Source organism: Brevundimonas sp., from assembly GCF_036963785.1.
Lineage (GTDB): Bacteria > Pseudomonadota > Alphaproteobacteria > Caulobacterales > Caulobacteraceae > Brevundimonas.
The window spans coordinates 333,003-351,727 of record NZ_JBALUS010000002.1 but is presented as its reverse complement, the minus strand read 5'-3'; the positions used below and the strand labels follow the sequence as shown (position 1 = coordinate 351,727).

Here is an 18,725-nt window from a genome sequence, read left to right as displayed (position 1 = left end):
CTGCCATGTCGCAAGACAAACGTCAGAACCTTCAGGACACCTTCCTCAACACGGTCCGCAAGACCAAGACCCCGCTGACCATCTTCCTCGTCAACGGCGTCAAGCTGCAGGGCATCGTCACCTGGTTCGACAATTTCTGCGTGCTGCTGCGTCGCGATGGCCAGTCGCAATTGGTCTACAAGCACGCCATCTCCACCATCATGCCCTCGGCTCCGGTCGACCTGCGCGAGCCGGAAGATCAGGACTGATCCGTCCGGTCCGGAGTGCTGAGGGAGCCTGTGGTCCTGTCCGAGCGTTCGCGGACGGGACGCTTTCGTCCATTCAAAGCCCGGAACCTGCGTGTCCTCACCGCTGATTGACCATACCGCTCCGCCCGTTCGGGCCCTTGTGCTTCACCCCGACCGGTCCGCCGGTCGGGCAGGGGGCCGCCGCCCCCATGACCGGCTGGACGAGGCCGTGGGCCTGGCCCAGGCCCTGGACCTCGATGTCCGGGGCCAGGAGGTCATCGCCCTTCGCCGCACCACGCCGGCCACCCTGTTCGGCTCGGGCAAGGTCGACGAAATGGCCGCCCTGGTGCGCGCCGCCGAAGCCGAGGTAGTCGTCATCGACGACGCCCTGACGCCCGTCCAGCAGCGCAATCTGGAAAAGGCGTGGGAGGCCAAGGTCATCGACCGCACCGGCCTGATCCTCGAGATCTTCGGCCGCCGAGCCCGTACGCGTGAGGGCCGGCTGCAGGTCGAACTGGCGCGGCTGGAGTACGAACGCTCTCGCCTCGTCCGCACCTGGACCCACCTGGAACGCCAGCGCGGCGGCACGGGCTCGACCGGCGGTCCCGGCGAAACCCAGATCGAGCTGGACCGCCGCCTGATCGCCGACCGCATCGTCAAGCTCAGGGCCGACCTCCAGGACGTGCGCCGCACCCGGGGCCTGCACCGCACCCAGCGCAAGAAGGTCCCGTTCCCGACCGTCGCCCTGGTCGGCTACACCAATGCGGGCAAGTCGACCCTGTTCAACCACCTGACCGGGGCCGAGGTGGTGGCGAAGGACCTGCTGTTCGCCACACTCGACCCGACCCAGCGCATGATCCGCCTGCCACAGGGGCGGTCGGCCCTGATCGCCGACACCGTGGGCTTCATTTCCGACCTGCCGCACGAACTGGTCGAGAGCTTCCGCGCCACCTTGGAAGAGGTCGCCGAGGCCGATCTGATCCTGCACGTCCGCGACATCTCCAGCCCCGAGACGGACGCCGAGGCGAAGGACGTCGAGGAGGTTCTGGCGCGCATCGCCCCCGGCGAAGGCGAGGAGGAGGGCAGGCTTCAGGTCCGCACGCTCGAGGTCTGGAACAAGATCGACCGTCTCGACCCCGAGACCCGTGCCGCCATGCTCACCCGCGCCGGGACCGAGGGCGCCGTCGCTGTGTCGGCCCTGACCGGCGAGGGGCTCGAGGCGTTGCGTCAGGCCATCGCCGAACGGATCGACACCGACCCCGAGATCCACCTAACGCTAGAGCCCCAGGACGGCGAGGCGCTGGCCTGGCTGTACGAGCACGGCCGCATCACCGAACGCACCGAAGACGCTGAGGGCCGCGTCCAGATCAGCGTCCGCCTCTCGGAACCCGCCCTCGGGCGCTACCAGCGGCTGTTCACCTGAACCGAGCCGGGTTTCCGGCCAGGGACTTGCAGCGCACGGGGCAGCGTCCACCGTTTGCCCTGAAAGCCTCCCGCAATGGCACAGATCATCGCTACCCGCCGTCGCGCGACGGAGCTCCCTGAGGGGGAAGCCGTCCAGTGGCGTGCCTTTCAGGGACAGCAGCCGGCCTTTGCCAATCCGCTGATGGGGCCTGACTTCGCCCGCGCCGTTGGGCGCGTGCGCGATGATGCCGAGGTCGTCACCTATCGACGGGGAGGCGAGATTGTGGGCTTCCTCGGCCTGCACCGGCGTCCCGGCGGTTTCGCCCGCCCGCTGGGTGCGCCCTTCTCGGACTATCACGCCCTCATCACCGGCCCGGCGCCCGGTATCGATGGCCCGCAGGCCCTGACGTTGGCCGGGATCGGCGCCTTCCGCCACATCGGTCTGGTCGATCCCCATGGCCTGTTCCCGCCGGTCGGCACCGGGCCGGACGCCTTTGCCATCGAGACGCCGGAAGGCCCCGAGACCCATCTGGAGGCCATGCGCGCCGCCAGCCCCAAGAAGTTCAAGAATTGGCGCCGGCTGCAGAACCGCCTGGCCGAGCTGGGCCCCCTGCGCTTCGATCAGAGCCGGTCCCGCGACGACCTCGACGCCCTGCTGACCTGGAAATCCGAACAGTTCGACCGCACCGGGCTTCAGGATGTGCTGCGTCCGCTGTGGGTGCGCGACCTGATGTCCGACCTGTTCCAGACCGACACCCCGCATTTCCGCGGCCTCATGCTGACCCTGCACGCGGGCGATACGCTGGTGGGCGGCCATTTCGGCGTGTTCGGGCAGGGCACCTATCACCCGTGGATCGCCTCGACCAATCCGTCGCTGGCCCATGTGTCGCCGGGCAATGCCTTCCTCGACCAGGCCATCCGCGCCATGCCCCGGTTGGGGATCGCCGTCTATGACCTCGGCCCCGGCCACGACCACTACAAACAGCCTTGGGCCTCGATACGCAAACAGGTCGGTGTCGGCCTGACCCTGGTCGAGGGGCAGGGCAGGGGGCTTCTGACGCTGGGCTCGACGGACTGGGCCTCGGGTGCCGATGCTCCCCTGGCCAAGGTGCGCCGCCGCCTCGACCACATCGCCGCTATCGACCCCACCCCCACCGGCCGCGCCCTCGCCCTCGTCCACGCCATGCGCGCCATTCCCCGTCGACTGGCCCCGGGTGGTTCAGTCGAGGGCTGAGGGGCTTCCCGAGAAGGAAGGTCTTCCGTGGAGAAAGGCTCGCGCACGAGCCGACGACGGGACCGCGTAGCGGTGGAGGGGTTCGTCACCACAGGCACGCCCTCAAGAGCCCCTCCGTCTCGGCTGCTTCGCATCCGATCCACCTCCCCAGCTTTGCCAGGGAGGAGACGGATACTGCAATGGCTACGCCGAAATTCCCCAACCTTCTCAACACCCCTATCGATTCTCGCACCGTTCTGCCCGACCCGGTCCAGCGGTGTGCCACACTCCCCCCGTCCCGTTGCACGGAGGGCTCGTAGGGCCTGCGACCTTGCAAGCGGCGGGGGCGGATGGAGCGGGGTTGTTGGGATGCCGCCAATCAAACTTCGGGCCTCAAACAGTGAGCGCCCGCGGCGCGAACGGTAGGCCCCAAAAACATTGGGTCGAGGGGGATACTCGGCCGTTCCGGGACTGAACGCAGGTTCAGCCCGCCCGTCGGAGGCGCTGCGGTAAGGCGATAACACCGCCACCCGACGCAAGCTTCCGGAAAACCACCGCGCGGAGCGTCAGCCTTCGTCGAAACGGTAAACTCTAGCTCATCCGGGCGAAGGCCCGGCGCTCCGCCTGCCCTCCAACCTCTGCCCGCAAAGGCGAGAGGCGCTTCCGCGCATCCTGGCACCGCGGTCAGACAGAATCAGCGCGCCGACCAGCCCAGAAAGTGCGCGATGTCGTCGACGGCCGCCTCTGCCTGACCGCGCACCACCGACGACGGATCGGTCAGGGCGGCGCGCACCAGCGGCTCAACGGTTGGCCGGTCCAGGGTGCGGAACGCGCGCGCCAGATGACCAAAGCCGAGGATGGCATTGCCGCGCACCCATTCCTCCGGATGCGCCGCCAGCCTGACACAGACCGTCTCGGCCCAATCCCTGTCGCCCTCGTCACACCCCATCGAGACCGCGATCGGCACATAGGGCATCTTCTCCGGATCGTTCTCGAGCATGACCGCCTCGATGTCGGCCGGGGTCCAGTCCGGGGGCAGGGGGCCCATCAGGCCCGTTCCGCGACCTTGGCCGCGTTCCACAGGGCGTCCATCTCGGCCAGATCCGACTGGTCGGGCGTGCGCCCCTCCTTCGCCAGTTCCGTCTCGATGAAGGCAAAGCGGCGCACGAATTTGGCGTTCGACCCGCGCAGGGCATCCTCAGGCTCGACGCCCAGCTTGCGGGCCAGGTTGGCGACCACGAACAACAGGTCTCCGACCTCGTCCTTCATCCGCTCGCTGGACCCGGCGGCGATCTCGACCTTCAGCTCGGCGACTTCCTCGTCCAGCTTGGCGAACACCTCGGCGGTGCTGGGCCAGTCAAAGCCGACTCGCGCGGCCCGCTTCGTCAGCTTGGCCGCCCGGGCCAGGGCCGGCAGGCCAACGGGCACATCGTCCAGCACCCCGTGCTGGGACTTTGCGGTGCGCTCGGCGGCCTTGATGTCCTCCCATCGCGCCTTCTGCGAGGCGGCATCGGCCTTCGCGGCCTCGTCGCCGAAGACATGCGGGTGGCGCCGCTCCAGCTTGTCGACGATGGCCCCGGCCACGGCATCGAAGTCGAACAGGCCCTGCTCCTCGGCCATACGGGCGTGGAAGACGACCTGGAACAGCAGATCGCCCAGCTCGGACTTCAGCTCGTCGAAATCGCCGCGCTCGATGGCATCGGCGACCTCATAGGCTTCCTCCAGCGTATAGGGCGCGATGGTCTGAAACGTCTGCTCCACATCCCACGGGCAGCCGGTCACGGGGTCGCGCAGTCGCACCATGATGGCGCGCAGGCGGTCGAGGGGGGCAGGGGGTGTGTCGGTCATGCGCCGGACCTAACCGGCTCCGCCCCGGGCCTCAAGCGCCGCGCGGATTTCGGCGTGGCGCGTCTGGTCCAGCGGATAGCGCCACAGGGCCCAGGCCCCGACCACGAGACACAGGGCGGGCAGGCCTGCGAACATGATCTGCAGCCAGATCAGCGCCGTCTCGCTGTTGGCCCCGCCCAGCGTCGGATCGAACCCGGTCAGTCTCAGTCCGGCAAAGGTCATCACCGACACCGCATAACCCAGCTTGGAGGTCGCCGTCAGGATCGAGAACAGCAGGCCTGTCCGGTCCTCGCCCTGGTCCAGCCGCACCTGATCGGCGACATCGGCCATCATGGCCCGCAGCAGAAGATCGCCCGAGGCAAAGGCCAGACCGACCAGGGCCACCATCAGCCCGGCGACCACCACCTCGGCATTGCCCAGCCCGGCCGCCTCGGCCAGCGGCACCAGCACCGGCCCGGCAAAGGCGGCCAGCAGCAGGGTCGCGGCGAAATAGACGCAGGCCAGGATCAGCGCCCCGTGCTTGCCCATCCGCACCGCCAGAGCGCTCCACACCGGTGCCCCCGCCAGACCGGCCACGAAATAGACCAGCAGCAGGATCGAGGTCTCGGCCCGCTGAAAGCCCTGCACCGCCTCAAAGAAGTAGAAGAACAGCGCCCCCACCACGCCCCGCGCAATGCCCAGCATCAGGTCGGCGGTCAGCAGCCTTTGCAGCACCGGCAGCTTGAACAGCGACAGATAGGCGAAACGCGTGCCCTTGTCGGGGCTGGGGCCCGCCTTGGGTTCAGGCGTGAAAGCGAAGGTGATGACCAGCGTCAGGGGCAGGGCGACGATGATGAACCACCCCTGCCAACGCACGGCCGAAGCATAGTCGCCAAGGCCCAGATTCTGCACCAGCGCCGGGATCAACAGCACCACCAGCACGCCGACGATGTTGGCCGTCTGCCACCAGCCATAGATCCGCGACCGCTGGTCATAGTCGCTGGTCAGGGTCGAGGCCCAGCTGACCTGCGACAACAGGCTGACCGAGAAGCCCAGCGACATGACGATCAGCCAGATCGCCAGATAGGCCCCGCCCGCACCCGGCCTGACCATGAACAGCATGCCGACCGCCAGCATCAGCACCGGCGCGGCCATGCCCATCCACAGGCGATAGCGGCCAAAGCGGCTGTGCGTCCGGTCGATCACCATGCCCAGCGCCGGGTCGACAAAGATGTCCGCCAGCCGGATGACCAGGAAGATCACCCCGACCAGCGCCAGATCGACCCCCACATGGCTGGCGTAAAACTCGGGCAGGGTCACATAGACGGGCAGGCCCAGTGCGGCATAGGGCAGACAGGCGGCCGAAAAGGCGGCCAGCGTGCGGTTCGGCAGGCGTTTGGCGGGCGAGGGGGCAGACGTCATGAAGATCCGCTGGCTCAAGGCGCGACTCGACCGCGCCTCCCGTCATACCGCGAATCCGCGTCTGGCGAGTGTCCTCTTGCGATCCGGCCCCGCGTCAGGCTTCCTCTCGCCATGACGCGGATCGTGACCCTTGTGGCTGTTCTCCTGATCGGACTGGGCGTGGCGCGCCCGGCTCTGGCCCAGGACGACTGCGGTGGCCGGCCGGGTTTCGCCGGGATTGCGCTGGCCAACGGCTATTCCTTCGACTGGATGATATGGCGCCCGTTCGACCAGACCGAGCGCGGCTGGCTGGCCTATCTGCCGCTGATCTCCCGTGAGCTCGGGACCCGCTGCGCGCCCGACACGCCCGGCTTTGCCGTGGCGCTCGCTGGCTTTCAGAAGCGCTATGGCCTCGTCGCCAACGGCCTGTTCACCCGCGACACCTTCCAGGTCTTCAAGGGCCTGTGGCAGGAGCGCCGGCCCTTCGTCATGGCCCGCGTGGCCGATATCTGCCCCGATCCGCCGCCCCAGAGCGAGCTGGGCTATCTCGACCCCACCGAGGAACACGCCGACCGCATGGTGCGCCTGCTCCAGTATGACGTGCTGAACGCCTATCGAGTGATGGTCAGGGCGGCGCGGGCCGAGGTGCCCGAGATCGCCGAGAACCCCGAACTGCTGCAGGTCTTTTCCAGCTACCGCGACCCCGAGGCCGACGCCGCCCGCTGTGCCCGCGAGGGCAATTGCGACGGCTTGCGTCGGGCCGTCTGCTCGCCGCACCGCACGGGGAGGGCCATCGACCTCTATGTCGGCCATCTGGCGGGGCATGGGGTCGACTCCACCCGCTGGGCCAACCGCCGGCACCAGACGCGCGGTCCGGCCTATCGCTGGCTGGTGGAGAATGCCCACCGCTTCGGCTTCGTCCCTTATGTCTATGAACCCTGGCACTGGGAATGGACCGGCCCGACCACCGAGGTCCTGAACTCCGAACGGCTGGCGCCGCGCCCACACATCCCGCCCATGATGGTGAAATGATCCGGGCGCTGGCCCCCGGCGAGATCGCGCTGGCCCGCTCGGTCTTCGGTCCGGCACTTCGAACCGACACCGTCCGCCTTCTCCGCCTGCCGCCGCTGCTCAGCCGCGCATTTGTGCCCGGTCGGTTGGCGGGGCGGGAGTGGATCTGCTGGCCGACCGCGATCTGGTCCGACGACCTGGCGCTCGGGCCGCTGAGGCGTCAGGCGACCCTGATCCACGAACTGGTGCACGTCTGGCAGGCCCAGCAGGGCGTCAATCTGTTGATCGCCAAGCTCAGGGCCGGCGACAGCCCCGCAGCCTATGCCTACGACTGCGGCCCCCGGACAGGCTGGTCCGCTCTCAACATCGAGCAGCAGGCCTCTGTCGTTGAGCACCGGTTTTTGCTGGCGCACGGTGCAACCGTTCCCGGTGACGATGCCTTTTACAGGCGGGTCTGCCCTTTCTGAAAATGTGCTGAGCGGCCCTTGAATGCGTTGACCTGCATCCTATTTCGACACTGTAACGGTTACATATTACAAGGAGGCTTCTATGCCCAAGGTTCTCGTCCTCTATCATTCGACCTACGGACACGTGGAGCGCATGGCCGAGGCCATCGCCGAGGGCGCGCGCGAGGTTGACGGCGCGGTCGTCGACATCAAGCGCGTGCCCGAACTGGTCCCCGAGGAGCTGGCGAAGAAGAGCGGCTACAAGCTGGATCAGGAAGCCCCCATCGCCAAGGTCGAGGACCTGGCCGACTATGACGCCATCCTGATCGGGGCAGGCACCCGCTATGGCACCGCTGCCTCCCAGATGCGGAACTTCCTGGACCAGACCGGCGGGCTCTGGGCCAATGGCAAGCTGGCCGGCAAGGTCGGCGGCGCCTTTACCTCGACCGCCACCCAGCACGGCGGCAATGAAATGACCCTCATCGGCCTGATCCAGACGATCATGCACCACGGCATGCTGGTGGTGGGCCTGCCCTACACTTGGCAGGGCCAGATGCGGATGGACGAGATCACCGGCGGTTCGCCCTATGGGGCCACGACCATCACCGGCGGTGACGGCTCGCGCATGCCCAGCGACAACGAACTGGAAGGCGCCCGCTTCCAGGGCCGTCTGGCGGCCGAGACCGCGAAGAAACTGTTCGGCTGATCATGCCGACGCCGGCTGTCTTTTTCGGCCACGGGTCGCCCATGAACGCTCTGGGCGGCGCTTACGCCGAAGCATGGCAAAGGCTGGGGCAGGATCTCGGCAAGCCCCGCGGCGTGGTGATGATTTCGGCCCACTGGGAGACCCGTGGGTCGGCCGTCACCGCCATGGCGAGGCCTGAGACGATCCACGATTTCGGCGGCTTCCCGCCCGAACTGCATGCCTTTCAGTATCCCGCGCCCGGCTCTCCCGAGCTTGCGGCGCGGGTCGCCGACCTGACAGGCGCGACTTCCACGGACCAGTGGGGACTCGACCACGGCGCATGGTCCGTCCTGGCCCATGTCTGGCCTGATGCCGACGTGCCTGTGGTGCAGCTGTCGCTGAACCGCGATCTGGACGCCCAGGGTCACTATGACCTGGCCACGCGCCTGAATGCCCTGCGGGACGAGGGCATCGTCATCGCCGGATCCGGCGACTTTGTGCATAATCTGCGGACCTGGAAGCGCGAGGGCGGCGAGCCCTACGACTGGGCGGTGTCGTTCAACGAGGCGGTCAAGGCCGCCCTTGTAGCCGGGGATCACGACCGTCTGATCCACTGGATGGACATTGCGGAGAATGCCGCGCTCAGCGTCCCCACGGACGAGCATTTCCTGCCGCTGCTCTATGTGGCCGCGCAGGCCCGGGCCGACGATCCGGTCGTCTTCTTCAACGACCGGATCGAGGGCGGATCGATCTCGATGACCGGAGTCCGGATCGGCTGATCAGCGCTTCTTCGCCAGCATGCCGTCGACGCTGAAGGCCCCCGGGCCGGCGAAGAAGAGGAACAGGAAGACCCAGCAGTAGAGCGCCGCCAGCTCTCCACCGTTGACCATCGGGAACAGGCCGCCCGACATGGCGTGGAACTGGAAGTAGGCCACAGCCATCATGCCGGACAGCAGGAAGGCGACCGGACGGGTGAACAGGCCCAGCACGATCAGCGCGCCGCCGACCAGCTCAAGCACGCCGCCGATGCCCATCTGGCTCATCAGCTCGAAAGGTCCCCGTGCCTCGGCCGGGAAGGAGAAAATCTTCTGGGTCCCGTGCTGCATGAACATGAGACCGGTGATGATCCGAAGGCCCGCCAGGGCCGTAGGACGGTGACGCTCAAGCGAATCGAACATGGTGACAGCCTCCCTTGATTGGACGGGCAGACTGCAATGGCTACGGTTTCAGATCAATCGCCGTTATGATGGCGCTCAGGCGGCTTCGGCCTCGGACTCGACCATGCGCTGGATGGCGACATAGTCGGTCTTGCCCGTGCCCAGAACCGGGACTTCCTTCACCCTGATGATCCGCTTGGGAACGGCCAGGTCCGGCGCGCCATGACTGCGCGCCCATTCAGACAGGCGCGCCGAATCCGCATCCATACGGTCGGTGACCAGCACCAGCTTTTCGCCTTTGCGGCTGTCCGGCACGGCGACCACGGCGTGGCGTGATTCCGGCCAGACGGCGCTGGCCAGCCCCTCGACCGCCATCAGGCTGATCATCTCGCCGCCCACCTTGGCGAAGCGCTTCACCCGGCCAAGGATGCTGACATAGTCGTCGGCGTCGATATCCACGATGTCGCCGGTGTCGTGCCAGCCGTCCTTGAGCGGCTCCAGCCGGTCGGGATCGTCAGGCGAAATATAGCCCGCCATGACATTGGGCCCCCTCAGATACAGGCGCCCGCCGGTGTCGATGCCGGGGACGGGATCAACCCGCCACTCCATATCCGGCAGCATCTGGCCGACACTGCCCGGACGGTTGCGATCGGGGTGATTGACCGCGACGACCGGTGCCGCCTCGGTCGCCCCATAGCCTTCCAGCAGCTTCAGGCCGCCGAACCGCGTGTTGAACAGGTGGTGGGTCTCGTCCCGGACCCGTTCCGCGCCGGCCACCACGAACTGCAGCGTCGCGAAATCATCCGGACCAGCGACCCGCGCATACTGGTTCAGGAAGGTGTCGGTGGCGAACAGGATCGACGCCTTCACCTGCGGCAGAAGCTCGACGATCTGTTTGGCATGCAGGGGCGAAGGGTACTGGAACGCCTTCATCCCCGTCAGCAGCGGCAGCAGCACGCCCCCCGTCAGGCCGAAGCAGTGGAAGGTCGGCAGCGGATTGAACACCACCCAGTCGGGATCAAGGTCGATGTGGGTGGCCACCTGGCGCACATTCGAGACCAGGTTCGACTGGCTCAGCATCACGCCCTTGGGGCTGCCGAAGCTGCCCGAGGTGAACAGGATCACGCCCGGACCGCCCGGCTGGGTCTCCACGCGGAACTGTTTGGGGAAAAAGCCGGCCATCAGGCCGAACAGCTTGTCCGGCAGGCCGATGGTCTTGCGGATATCGTCCAGCCAGATGATCTCGGCGACCTCGGCCAGGCTTTCGGTCAGATCCTCCAGCTTGGCCTGGGTGATGAACCGCTTGGCCGACAGGATACGCTTGACGCCCGAAGCCTTGATCGCGGCCTTCAGGTTCATCTCGCCCGAGGTGAAGTTCAGCATCACCGGGACGCGTCCCATGGCGTGCAGGCCATAGAAGGTGACCACGACGCCCGAGCTGGACGGCAACAGGATGGCGACCCGTTCGCCCGGCTCCGTAACGGCGGCGATCTTGCGGCCCAGGACCATCGCGGCGCGGATCAGTCCCGTATAGGTCAGCGGATTGCGATCCTGGTCCTCCAGGATCGGCTTGTCGCCATAGGTGTCCCGTGCCGCGATGAGGGCGTCGAAGATGGTTTCCTGAACGGCCCTGGCGTGCATGTCTGACGACAAACGATACCTCCCTGTGAGGGGTCTGGCGCCCCTCCTTGCTGACGGGGCAAACTAGAGACCCGAACGCGCCTTGAAAAGATAAGTTACACGGCGTGAGGACACGCGAAAGGCCCTTGCGGCTTGCCATCCGGGTGCCGAAGGCCGACATAGCGGCTCTTGAGCCCTTACGCTGCCGCCGAAGCCCCGACGCCATGGTCACCCTGATCGACACCCTGCAACGGTCGCCCGCCGAACTGCGCCACCCGGAAAAGCGCAATCGGCCGGAAAGCCCTGTGCTGAAGAAGCCCGACTGGCTGCGGGTGAAGGCGCCCGGTTCGGGCCAGTACAACGCCACCAAGGCCATCGTTAAGGACAAGGGGCTCGTCACGGTCTGCGAGGAGGCGGCCTGCCCCAATATCGGCGAGTGCTGGAGCCAGAAGCACGCCACCCTGATGATCATGGGCGACACCTGCACGCGGGCCTGCGCCTTCTGCAACGTCAAGACCGGCCTGCCCGACCCGCTTGACCCGGAAGAGCCGGCCAAGGTCGGTCTGGCCGTGGCGCAATTGGGTCTGAACCACGTCGTCATCACCAGCGTCGACCGGGACGATGTCTCGGATGGCGGCGCGGCCCATTTCGCCGAGGTCGTGCGCCAGATCCGCATCCAGGCGCCGAACACGACCATCGAGATCCTGACGCCCGACTTCCTGCGCAAGGATGGCGCAGCCGAGGTGATGATCGACGCCAGGCCCGACGTCTTCAATCACAACCTCGAAACCGTGCCGCGCCTGTATCTGAAGATCCGGCCCGGCGCCCGCTACTTCCACTCCCTGCGCCTGCTGCAGCAGGTCAAGGAGCGCGACCCCAACCAGTTCACCAAGTCCGGCATCATGGTCGGCCTCGGCGAGACCAAGGAAGAGGTCATGCAGGTGATGGACGACATGCGCAGCGCCGGCGTCGACTTCATCACCATCGGCCAATATCTGCAGCCGACCCGCAAGCACGCTGCCATCGACCGGTTCGTCACCCCGGACGAGTTCAAGTCCTACGAGGCCATCGCCCGCGCCAAGGGATTCCTGATGGTGTCGTCCTCGCCCCTGACCCGCAGCTCGCACCACGCCGGGGACGACTTCGCCCGGCTGAAGGCGGCGCGACTGGCCCAAACCGGACGCTGAGCCCCGCTTGGCCGTCCACACCCTGACCCGCATTCTGCCGTATGCGCCCGACCAGCTGGCCGCGCTGGTCGCCGACGTGCGCGCCTATCCGGACTTTGTGCCCTGGGTCACCTCCATGCGGGTCTGGAACGCGCGCGAGGAAGCCCCCGGCGTCAGCCTGCTGGATGCCGAGGCCGGGGTCGGCTTTGCCTTCCTGAAAGAGCGATTCTCGACCTGGGTCCGGCATGACGCCAATCAGTCGAAGGTCGAGGTCGGCCTGATCCGCGGGCCGTTCAAACATCTGAAGAACCGCTGGGCCTTCTTCCCGCACCCGGAGGGCGCGCGGCTGGAGTTCATGATCGACTTCGCCTTTCGATCACCCCTGCTCGACGCCATGCTGAAGGCCAATTTCGACCGCGCAGTCGAGTCCCTGATCCGCCGGTTCGAGGCCGAGGCGGCGCGGCGCTACGGCGCGTCATGACCTTCGACTTCGATGCCACGGTCGTCGGGGCAGGGGCTGTCGGGCTTGCCTGCGGACGGGCGTTGTCGAAGCGCGGCCTGACGGTGCTGGTCCTCGAGAAGGAAGCCCACATCGGCCAGGGCGTCTCGTCACGCAACTCCGAGGTCATCCACGGCGGGCTCTACTATCCGACCGGATCGCTGAAGGCGCGCGCCTGCGTCGAGGGGCGGCGGCTTCTCTATGCCTTTCTGGAGAGTCGCAAGGTCGATCACTGGAAATGCGGCAAGCTGGTCGTCGCCACCGAGGCGGCCGAGGTCGCGCGCATCGAGGCCATCTTCCGGCAGGCCACAACCAACGGCGTCGAGGGGCTGGAGCATCTGACCGGCGACCAGGCCCGGGCGCTCGAGCCTGCGCTCAATGCCCATGCCGCCATCCTGTCAGCCGAGAGCGGCGTCTTCGACAGCCACGGCTATATGCTGGCGCTGCAAGGCGAGATTGAGGACGCGGGCGGGTCTGTGGTCGTCTCGGCACCGCTCGAGGGGGGCGAACCGCTGGCCGGGGGCGGCTTCTCGATCCGGGTGGGCGGGGAGGGGGCCATGACGGTCACCAGCCGCCTGCTGATCACGGCGCCCGGCCTGTCGGCCCAGGCCGTCGCCCGCTCGATCGAGGGCTATCCGGCCGACCGCATCCCCGAAGGCCATTTCGGCAAGGGCGTCTATTTCCGTCTGACGGGCGCGGCCCCTTTCAACCGCCTGATCTATCCGCCGCCCATCGCAGGGGCCCTGGGCACCCACTACCGCAAGGATCTGGGCGGTCAGGGCGTGTTCGGCCCTGACCTGGCCTTCGTCGAGGCCGAGGATTATGCCGTCGATCCGGCCAAACGGGACGTCTTTGCCCACTATATCCGTCGCTTCTGGCCAAGTGTTGAGGCCGAACGTCTGGTCCCGGACTATGCCGGCATCCGGCCCAAGCTGCATGGGGAAGGCGAGGATCAGCCTGATTTCCAGCTCCATGGGGCCGAAGTGCACGGCCTCGACGGTCTGATGGCCCTGTTCGGTATCGAGAGCCCCGGCCTGACCAGTTCGCTGGCGCTCGGGGAAATCGTAGCGGACCGGCTGAATGTCTGAGGTCCGGCCCGCCACACCTGACGACCTTGAGGCGTTGCACGCCCTCGTTCACGCCGCCTATCGCGGTGACAGCGCCCGGCGCGGCTGGACGCATGAGGCCGACCTTCTGGACGGCAGTCGCATCGACCGCGACTCCCTCCGCTCAGCCATCACCACGCCCGGTCAGGTCGTGCTGGTCGCCACCGACGGCGAGACCCTGACCGGCTGCGTTCACATCACCGATCGCGGCGAGGGTCTGGCCTATCTCGGCATGCTGACCGTGGATCCGTCCCTGCAGGCTAAGGGGCTGGGCCGCCGTCTGATTGCCGCCGCCGAAGCCCACGCCTTCCGCCAGTTCCAGACCCGCCGGATGGAGATGACCGTCATCGTCCACCGGCACGAGTTGATCGCCTGGTATCAGCGGCGGGACTATCGGCGCACGGACGAGACCCGGCCCTTTCCTGCCACCGATCCGCGCTTCGGCCTGCCCAAACGCGACGACCTGGCCTTCACCGTGCTGGAGAAGCCGCTGGACCGGATCGTCACGGAGCGGCTGGTGCTGCGGCCGGCCCGGCTGGATGACGCGGGCGCCCTGCACGCCGTCTTCACCCGCCCCGAGGCCATGACCTGGTGGTCGTCCCCGCCGCACGAAACCCTCGACCAGACCCGCGCCTGGCTGGACAGTATGATTGCGCATCAAGACTCCGGCCTCGACTTCCTGATCGAGCGCGACGGCAAGGTGATCGGCAAGGCCGGTTTCTGGAAGGCCCCGGACATCGGCTACATCCTCCATCCCGACCACTGGGGGCAGGGGCTGGCGCGCGAGGCCGTGATCGCGGTTCTGCATCGCCTGTTCGCCCTGACGGACCATGGTGAGGCCACGGCCGACGTCGATCCCGACAATGCCGCCTCGATTCGCCTGCTTGAAAGCCTCGGCTTTCGCCGCACCGGCTTTGCCGAGCGCACCTGGAATGTGGGCGGCGAGTGGAAGAACAGCTATTTCTACGCCGTTTCGCGCGAGGAATGGCTGGGGCGCACAGACGCTTGAACTCCGGCGCGGGTTGAGGCATAAGCCGCCCTCCGCTGGCGGCTCTTCTGGGCCGCCGCAATTGTTTTCGCGCCCTGACGGGTGCCTCTAACCAAGATTGAGACGGAAATGGCCGTTCCGAAGCGCAAAGTATCCCCCTCGCGTCGCAATATGCGCCGCGCCCACGACTCGCTGGGCTCCAACCCGCACGTCGAGGACAAGGACACGGGCGAGCTGCGTCGCTCGCACCACATCGACCTGAAGACCGGCACCTATCGCGGCCGCCAGGTTCTGACGCCCAAGGAAGACTAGGTCGCTCGCTTCGGCGACACCTTTCTGTCTGCATATTTTAACGCCGTCCGGGGCACCCGGGCGGCGTTTTGCGCGTTGAGCCGTCGACGAGGGAGAGTCATCACATGTCACACCGTCTGAAACAGCTTCTCGGCGCTGCCGGAATGATCGCCCTGCTGGCGGCCTGCAGCCCTGAAACGGAAGCCCCTGCCCAGCCGACACCGCCGCCGACGACGGCGGATCCCGCGCCGGATTTGGCGGCCGGGCCCAACCTGACCGGTGAGGGCTGGGAAGCCCTGCGGATCGGCATGACCCGGGCGGAAATCGTTGAGGCCCTGGGTGAGGACGCCAACCCCGACGCCGTGGGTGGCCCTGACCCCGAAAGCTGCGACCAGTTCCGCCCCGAGCGCGCCCCGGAAGGCATGCTGCTGATGGTCCAGAACGACCGCCTGACCCGGATTTCGCTGGGCGATGAGTCCGACATCACGACCGACAAGGGCCTCCGCGTCGGTGACCCGGCCGAGCGGGTCAAGGCCGCCTATGGCGATCAGGCGCAGGTTACGCCGCACAAATACCAGTCCGCGCCCGCCGAATACATCACGGTCTGGAGTCGGGGCGGCGGCGAGGGCTACATCGAGGACGAGACCGCCCGCGGGATCGTCTATGAAATCGGCTCTGACGGCACGGTCATGGCCATCCATGCGGGCGGGCCCTCGATCCAGTACGTCGAAGGCTGCCTCTGATCGCGTCCGCCTGATTGGCGTTTGGCCGGGGCTGCGCTACACCCGCGCGACCTGATCCTTCATAGCCCCGAGCCGAACGCCATGACCGACATCGCCGACATCACCGCCCGCCAGATTCTGGACAGCCGGGGCAACCCCACGGTCGAGGTCGATGTGACGCTGGAGGACGGCGCTTTCGGACGCGCGGCGGTGCCGTCGGGGGCCTCCACCGGCGCACACGAGGCCGTTGAACTCCGCGACGGCGACAAGTCCCTGTGGGGCGGCAAGGGCGTCATGAAGGCGGTCGACGCCGTCAACGGTGAGATCTTCGACGCCCTCAGTGGTCTGGATGCCGAAGACCAGCGCCGGATCGACGAAACCCTGATCGGCCTCGACGGCACAGCCAACAAGGGCCGTCTGGGCGCCAATGCCATCCTCGGGGTCAGCCTGGCCTGCGCCAAGGCCAGCGCCATGTCGGCCGGCCTGCCGCTGCACCGCTATATCGGCGGCGTCACCGCCCGCATCCTGCCGACCCCGATGATGAACATCATCAACGGCGGGGCCCACGCCGACAATCCGATCGACATACAGGAGTTCATGATCCTGCCGACCGGTGCGGAAAGCTTCTCCGAAGCCCTGCGTATGGGCACCGAAATCTTCCACGCGCTCAAGAAGGCGCTGAAGGATGCGGGGCACAACACCAACGTCGGTGACGAGGGCGGCTTCGCTCCGAATCTGGGCTCGGCCGAGGCCGCGCTGGAGTTCATCACCAAGGCGGGCCAGGCGGCCGGCTATCTGGCGGGCGAGGACTTCCACCTTGGTCTCGATGTCGCGTCGACCGAATTCTACAAGGACGGCAAGTACCGCCTTGAGGGCGAAGGCAAGACGCTCGAATCGGACGGCATGGTCGCCTATCTGGCCGACCTGTGTGAGCGCTTCCCGATCGTCTCGATCGAGGATGGCTGCGCCGAGGATGATTTCGACGGCTGGAAGCTGCTGACCGATCGTCTGGGCGACAAGATCCAGCTGGTTGGCGACGATCTGTTCGTGACCAATCCGGTGCGTCTGGCGGCCGGCATCGGCGAGGGGCTGGCCAACTCAATCCTGATCAAGGTCAATCAGATCGGCACGCTTTCCGAGACTCTGGATGCGGTCGATATGGCCCACCGCGCGGGCTACACCGCCGTGATGAGCCACCGATCGGGCGAGACCGAGGACTCGACCATCGCCGATCTCGCGGTCGCCACCAACTGCGGCCAGATCAAGACCGGATCGCTGGCCCGCTCGGACCGCACGGCCAAATACAACCAGCTGCTGCGCATCGAGGAGATGCTGGGCGACCAGGGCCTCTATTTCGGCGACGGCATGCTGCTGAAATAAGCGCGCTCCAGCGTCGCTTTCCGCTGAAATCCTACGGCCAAGCTACGGTTCGTTAGGCATTTTCGTGCAGGTATTGAGAACCATAGTTCACGCTCAGAAGGAGCGTTCTCAGTGCCTGAACGGATGAAACCCTACGTCCTCTCCGCCTTGCTTGTGTTGAGTGTCCTCTATCTGGGGGTGCAGGCTCTGACGGGGCAGTACGGCCTGCTGACCGGCGACGAACGTGCCGCCACCCTGGCCAAACGCGAAGCCGCCTATCTGCAGCTGACCGAGGAGCGCCAGGACCTGGAACTCCGTGTTCGCTATCTCCAGACCGACCACCTGTCGCGCGACCTGCTGGAAGAGCGCGCGCGGGTGCTGCTGGGCTATGCCGACCCTGACGATCATGTGATCCGGGTCAGCCTTGCGACACCGGTGGCCACACAGGTTGCTCCCAGTCTCTAAACTAATGTTACAGCCCGGACGGGCCGCTTTGCGTTTTCGGAACGAAGGCTGCTAAAGCCGCTTTCGTAATGACAGGCGCGCGCATGGGCGACGGGCCGCAACGCCGGGAGGCCCGGATGGCGAAAGCCGCCGCACAGAAATCGACGTCTGCCAAACGGTCCAACGGCCCCGCCGCGACCAAGGAAGACCTGCTGCGCTACTACCGCGAGATGGTGCTGATCCGCCGCTTCGAGGAGCGGGCGGGCCAGCTGTACGGCATGGGCCTGATCGGCGGCTTCTGTCACCTCTATATCGGTCAGGAAGCCGTGGCCGTCGGCGTGCAGGAAAGCGTCAAACAGGGCCACGACAAGATCATCACCGGCTATCGCGACCACGGCCATATGCTGTGCGCCGGCATGGATCCGAAGGAGGTCATGGCCGAACTGACCGGCCGCATCGGTGGCTCGTCCAAGGGCAAGGGCGGCTCGATGCACATGTTCGATGTGCCGACCGGCTTCTATGGCGGCCACGGCATCGTCGGTGCCCAGGTCGCGCTCGGCACTGGCCTGGCCTTCGCCGGACGCTATCGCGGCGATGACTCGGTCGCCTTCGTCTATTTCGGCGACGGCGCGGCCAACCAGGGCCAGGTCTATGAGAGCTTCAACATGGCCCAGTTGTGGAAGCTGCCGGCCATCTACATCATCGAGAACAACCAGTACGCCATGGGCACCTCGATTGAGCGCTCGTCCTCGACGACGCAGCTCAGCGAGCGTGGCGCCAGCTTCGGCATCCCGGGCGAACAGGTCGACGGCATGGACGTCATCGCCGTGCGCGACGCGGTGGCCAAGGCGGTCAAGCGCGCCCGCGAAGGCGGCGGTCCCTACATCCTGGAGATGAAGACCTATCGCTACCGCGGCCACTCCATGTCGGATCCCGCCAAATACCGGGCCAAGGAGGAGGTGGACGAAATGAAGTCCACCCGCGACCCGATCGAGCATGTGAAGAAGCTGCTGGCCGAGGCCAAGGCCACCGAGGACGAGATCAAGGCCATCGACGCCGAGATCAAGGGTATCGTCGCCGAGGCCGTCCAGTTCGCCCAGGAAAGCCCCGAGCCGGACCCCTCCGAGCTCTATACTGACGTCTACGTGGAGGCCTGAAC

21 protein-coding genes are annotated in these 18,725 nt (G+C 66.8%); 16 read left to right on the top strand and 5 right to left on the bottom strand.

The window, feature by feature from the left end; all coding sequences use genetic code 11:
- Nucleotides 1-5 precede the first annotated feature (5 nt).
- From hfq to V7672_RS05345, 3 genes are all read left to right on the top strand, one after another.
- Entirely contained in the window at nucleotides 6-248 is a 243-nt protein-coding gene (gene hfq, locus V7672_RS05355) for an RNA chaperone Hfq (protein ID WP_123286626.1), read from the top strand.
- 91 nt (nucleotides 249-339) lie between these two features.
- Entirely contained in the window at nucleotides 340-1,650 is a 1,311-nt protein-coding gene (hflX, locus tag V7672_RS05350; RefSeq protein WP_335623565.1) for a GTPase HflX, read from the top strand.
- Between the two features lie 75 nt (nucleotides 1,651-1,725).
- Nucleotides 1,726-2,865 carry a GNAT family N-acetyltransferase gene (locus tag V7672_RS05345; protein ID WP_335623564.1) on the top strand — a complete coding sequence of 380 codons (1,140 nt, stop codon included), beginning with the start codon at nucleotides 1,726-1,728 and terminating at the stop codon, nucleotides 2,863-2,865.
- A gap of 673 nt (nucleotides 2,866-3,538) precedes the next feature.
- On the opposite strand, the gene V7672_RS05340 is transcribed toward V7672_RS05345, so the two are convergent.
- Genes V7672_RS05340 through V7672_RS05330 form a run of 3 tightly spaced genes read right to left on the bottom strand, consistent with a single transcriptional unit; the run spans nucleotide 3,539 to nucleotide 6,093 of the window.
- Nucleotides 3,539-3,892: a hypothetical protein gene (locus tag V7672_RS05340; RefSeq protein ID WP_335623563.1), complete on the bottom strand. Its 354-nt coding sequence runs from the start codon at nucleotides 3,890-3,892 to the stop codon at nucleotides 3,539-3,541.
- Entirely contained in the window at nucleotides 3,892-4,692 is an 801-nt protein-coding gene (gene mazG / locus V7672_RS05335) for a nucleoside triphosphate pyrophosphohydrolase (protein ID WP_335623562.1), read from the bottom strand. The genes V7672_RS05340 and mazG overlap by 1 nt, the downstream gene beginning before the upstream one ends.
- Before the next feature lie 9 nt (nucleotides 4,693-4,701).
- On the bottom strand, nucleotides 4,702-6,093 hold the full coding sequence (locus V7672_RS05330) for an MFS transporter (protein ID WP_335623561.1): 1,392 nt from the start codon (nucleotides 6,091-6,093) through the stop codon (nucleotides 4,702-4,704).
- Between the two features lie 111 nt (nucleotides 6,094-6,204).
- Here V7672_RS05330 and V7672_RS05325 point away from each other — a divergent pair, with 111 nt between their 5' ends.
- The 4 genes from V7672_RS05325 (at nucleotide 6,205) to ygiD (ending at nucleotide 8,993) form a co-directional block, all read left to right on the top strand.
- Nucleotides 6,205-7,104 (top strand): D-alanyl-D-alanine carboxypeptidase family protein, encoded by a 900-nt coding sequence (locus tag V7672_RS05325; protein ID WP_335623560.1) that lies wholly within the window; start codon nucleotides 6,205-6,207, stop codon nucleotides 7,102-7,104.
- On the top strand, nucleotides 7,101-7,550 hold the full coding sequence (locus V7672_RS05320) for a hypothetical protein (RefSeq protein ID WP_335623559.1): 450 nt from the start codon (nucleotides 7,101-7,103) through the stop codon (nucleotides 7,548-7,550). Before V7672_RS05325 ends, V7672_RS05320 begins: the two co-directional genes overlap by 4 nt.
- An 82-nt stretch (nucleotides 7,551-7,632) precedes the next feature.
- The gene (wrbA, locus tag V7672_RS05315) at nucleotides 7,633-8,235 is read left to right on the top strand and encodes an NAD(P)H:quinone oxidoreductase (RefSeq protein WP_335623558.1); all 603 of its coding nucleotides are present in this window, start codon (nucleotides 7,633-7,635) and stop codon (nucleotides 8,233-8,235) included.
- A 2-nt stretch (nucleotides 8,236-8,237) separates the two neighbouring features.
- Nucleotides 8,238-8,993, top strand: coding sequence for a 4,5-DOPA dioxygenase extradiol (ygiD, locus tag V7672_RS05310; protein ID WP_335623557.1), 756 nt, complete (start codon nucleotides 8,238-8,240; stop codon nucleotides 8,991-8,993).
- Here ygiD and V7672_RS05305 read toward each other — a convergent pair whose 3' ends face one another.
- Both V7672_RS05305 and V7672_RS05300 read right to left on the bottom strand, forming a co-directional pair.
- Entirely contained in the window at nucleotides 8,994-9,392 is a 399-nt protein-coding gene (locus tag V7672_RS05305) for a DoxX family protein (protein WP_335623556.1), read from the bottom strand. It abuts the gene before it with no gap.
- Nucleotides 9,393-9,467: 75 nt separating this feature from the next.
- Nucleotides 9,468-11,012, bottom strand: coding sequence for an AMP-binding protein (locus V7672_RS05300; RefSeq protein WP_335623815.1), 1,545 nt, complete (start codon nucleotides 11,010-11,012; stop codon nucleotides 9,468-9,470).
- 203 nt (nucleotides 11,013-11,215) lie between these two features.
- Here V7672_RS05300 and lipA point away from each other — a divergent pair, with 203 nt between their 5' ends.
- From lipA to pdhA, 9 genes are all read left to right on the top strand, one after another.
- A complete protein-coding gene (gene lipA, locus V7672_RS05295) occupies nucleotides 11,216-12,178 on the top strand; it encodes a lipoyl synthase (RefSeq protein ID WP_335623555.1) in 963 nt (320 codons plus the stop codon).
- A 7-nt stretch (nucleotides 12,179-12,185) separates the two neighbouring features.
- Nucleotides 12,186-12,638, top strand: a complete 453-nt coding sequence (locus V7672_RS05290; protein WP_335623554.1) for a type II toxin-antitoxin system RatA family toxin — start codon at nucleotides 12,186-12,188, stop codon at nucleotides 12,636-12,638.
- Nucleotides 12,635-13,744 (top strand): NAD(P)/FAD-dependent oxidoreductase, encoded by a 1,110-nt coding sequence (locus V7672_RS05285; protein WP_335623553.1) that lies wholly within the window; start codon nucleotides 12,635-12,637, stop codon nucleotides 13,742-13,744. The genes V7672_RS05290 and V7672_RS05285 overlap by 4 nt, the downstream gene beginning before the upstream one ends.
- Nucleotides 13,737-14,771, top strand: coding sequence for a GNAT family N-acetyltransferase (locus V7672_RS05280; protein WP_335623552.1), 1,035 nt, complete (start codon nucleotides 13,737-13,739; stop codon nucleotides 14,769-14,771). Before V7672_RS05285 ends, V7672_RS05280 begins: the two co-directional genes overlap by 8 nt.
- 108 nt (nucleotides 14,772-14,879) lie before the next feature.
- Nucleotides 14,880-15,062, top strand: a complete 183-nt coding sequence (rpmF, locus tag V7672_RS05275) for a 50S ribosomal protein L32 (RefSeq protein ID WP_123286562.1) — start codon at nucleotides 14,880-14,882, stop codon at nucleotides 15,060-15,062.
- A gap of 104 nt (nucleotides 15,063-15,166) precedes the next feature.
- The gene (locus V7672_RS05270; RefSeq protein ID WP_335623551.1) at nucleotides 15,167-15,784 is read left to right on the top strand and encodes a hypothetical protein; all 618 of its coding nucleotides are present in this window, start codon (nucleotides 15,167-15,169) and stop codon (nucleotides 15,782-15,784) included.
- Between the two features lie 81 nt (nucleotides 15,785-15,865).
- The gene (gene eno / locus V7672_RS05265) at nucleotides 15,866-17,143 is read left to right on the top strand and encodes a phosphopyruvate hydratase (RefSeq protein WP_335623550.1); all 1,278 of its coding nucleotides are present in this window, start codon (nucleotides 15,866-15,868) and stop codon (nucleotides 17,141-17,143) included.
- Between the two features lie 111 nt (nucleotides 17,144-17,254).
- A complete protein-coding gene (locus tag V7672_RS05260; RefSeq protein ID WP_335623549.1) occupies nucleotides 17,255-17,587 on the top strand; it encodes an FtsB family cell division protein in 333 nt (110 codons plus the stop codon).
- 116 nt (nucleotides 17,588-17,703) lie between these two features.
- The gene (pdhA, locus tag V7672_RS05255) at nucleotides 17,704-18,723 is read left to right on the top strand and encodes a pyruvate dehydrogenase (acetyl-transferring) E1 component subunit alpha (RefSeq protein WP_335623548.1); all 1,020 of its coding nucleotides are present in this window, start codon (nucleotides 17,704-17,706) and stop codon (nucleotides 18,721-18,723) included.
- Nucleotides 18,724-18,725 lie beyond the last annotated feature (2 nt).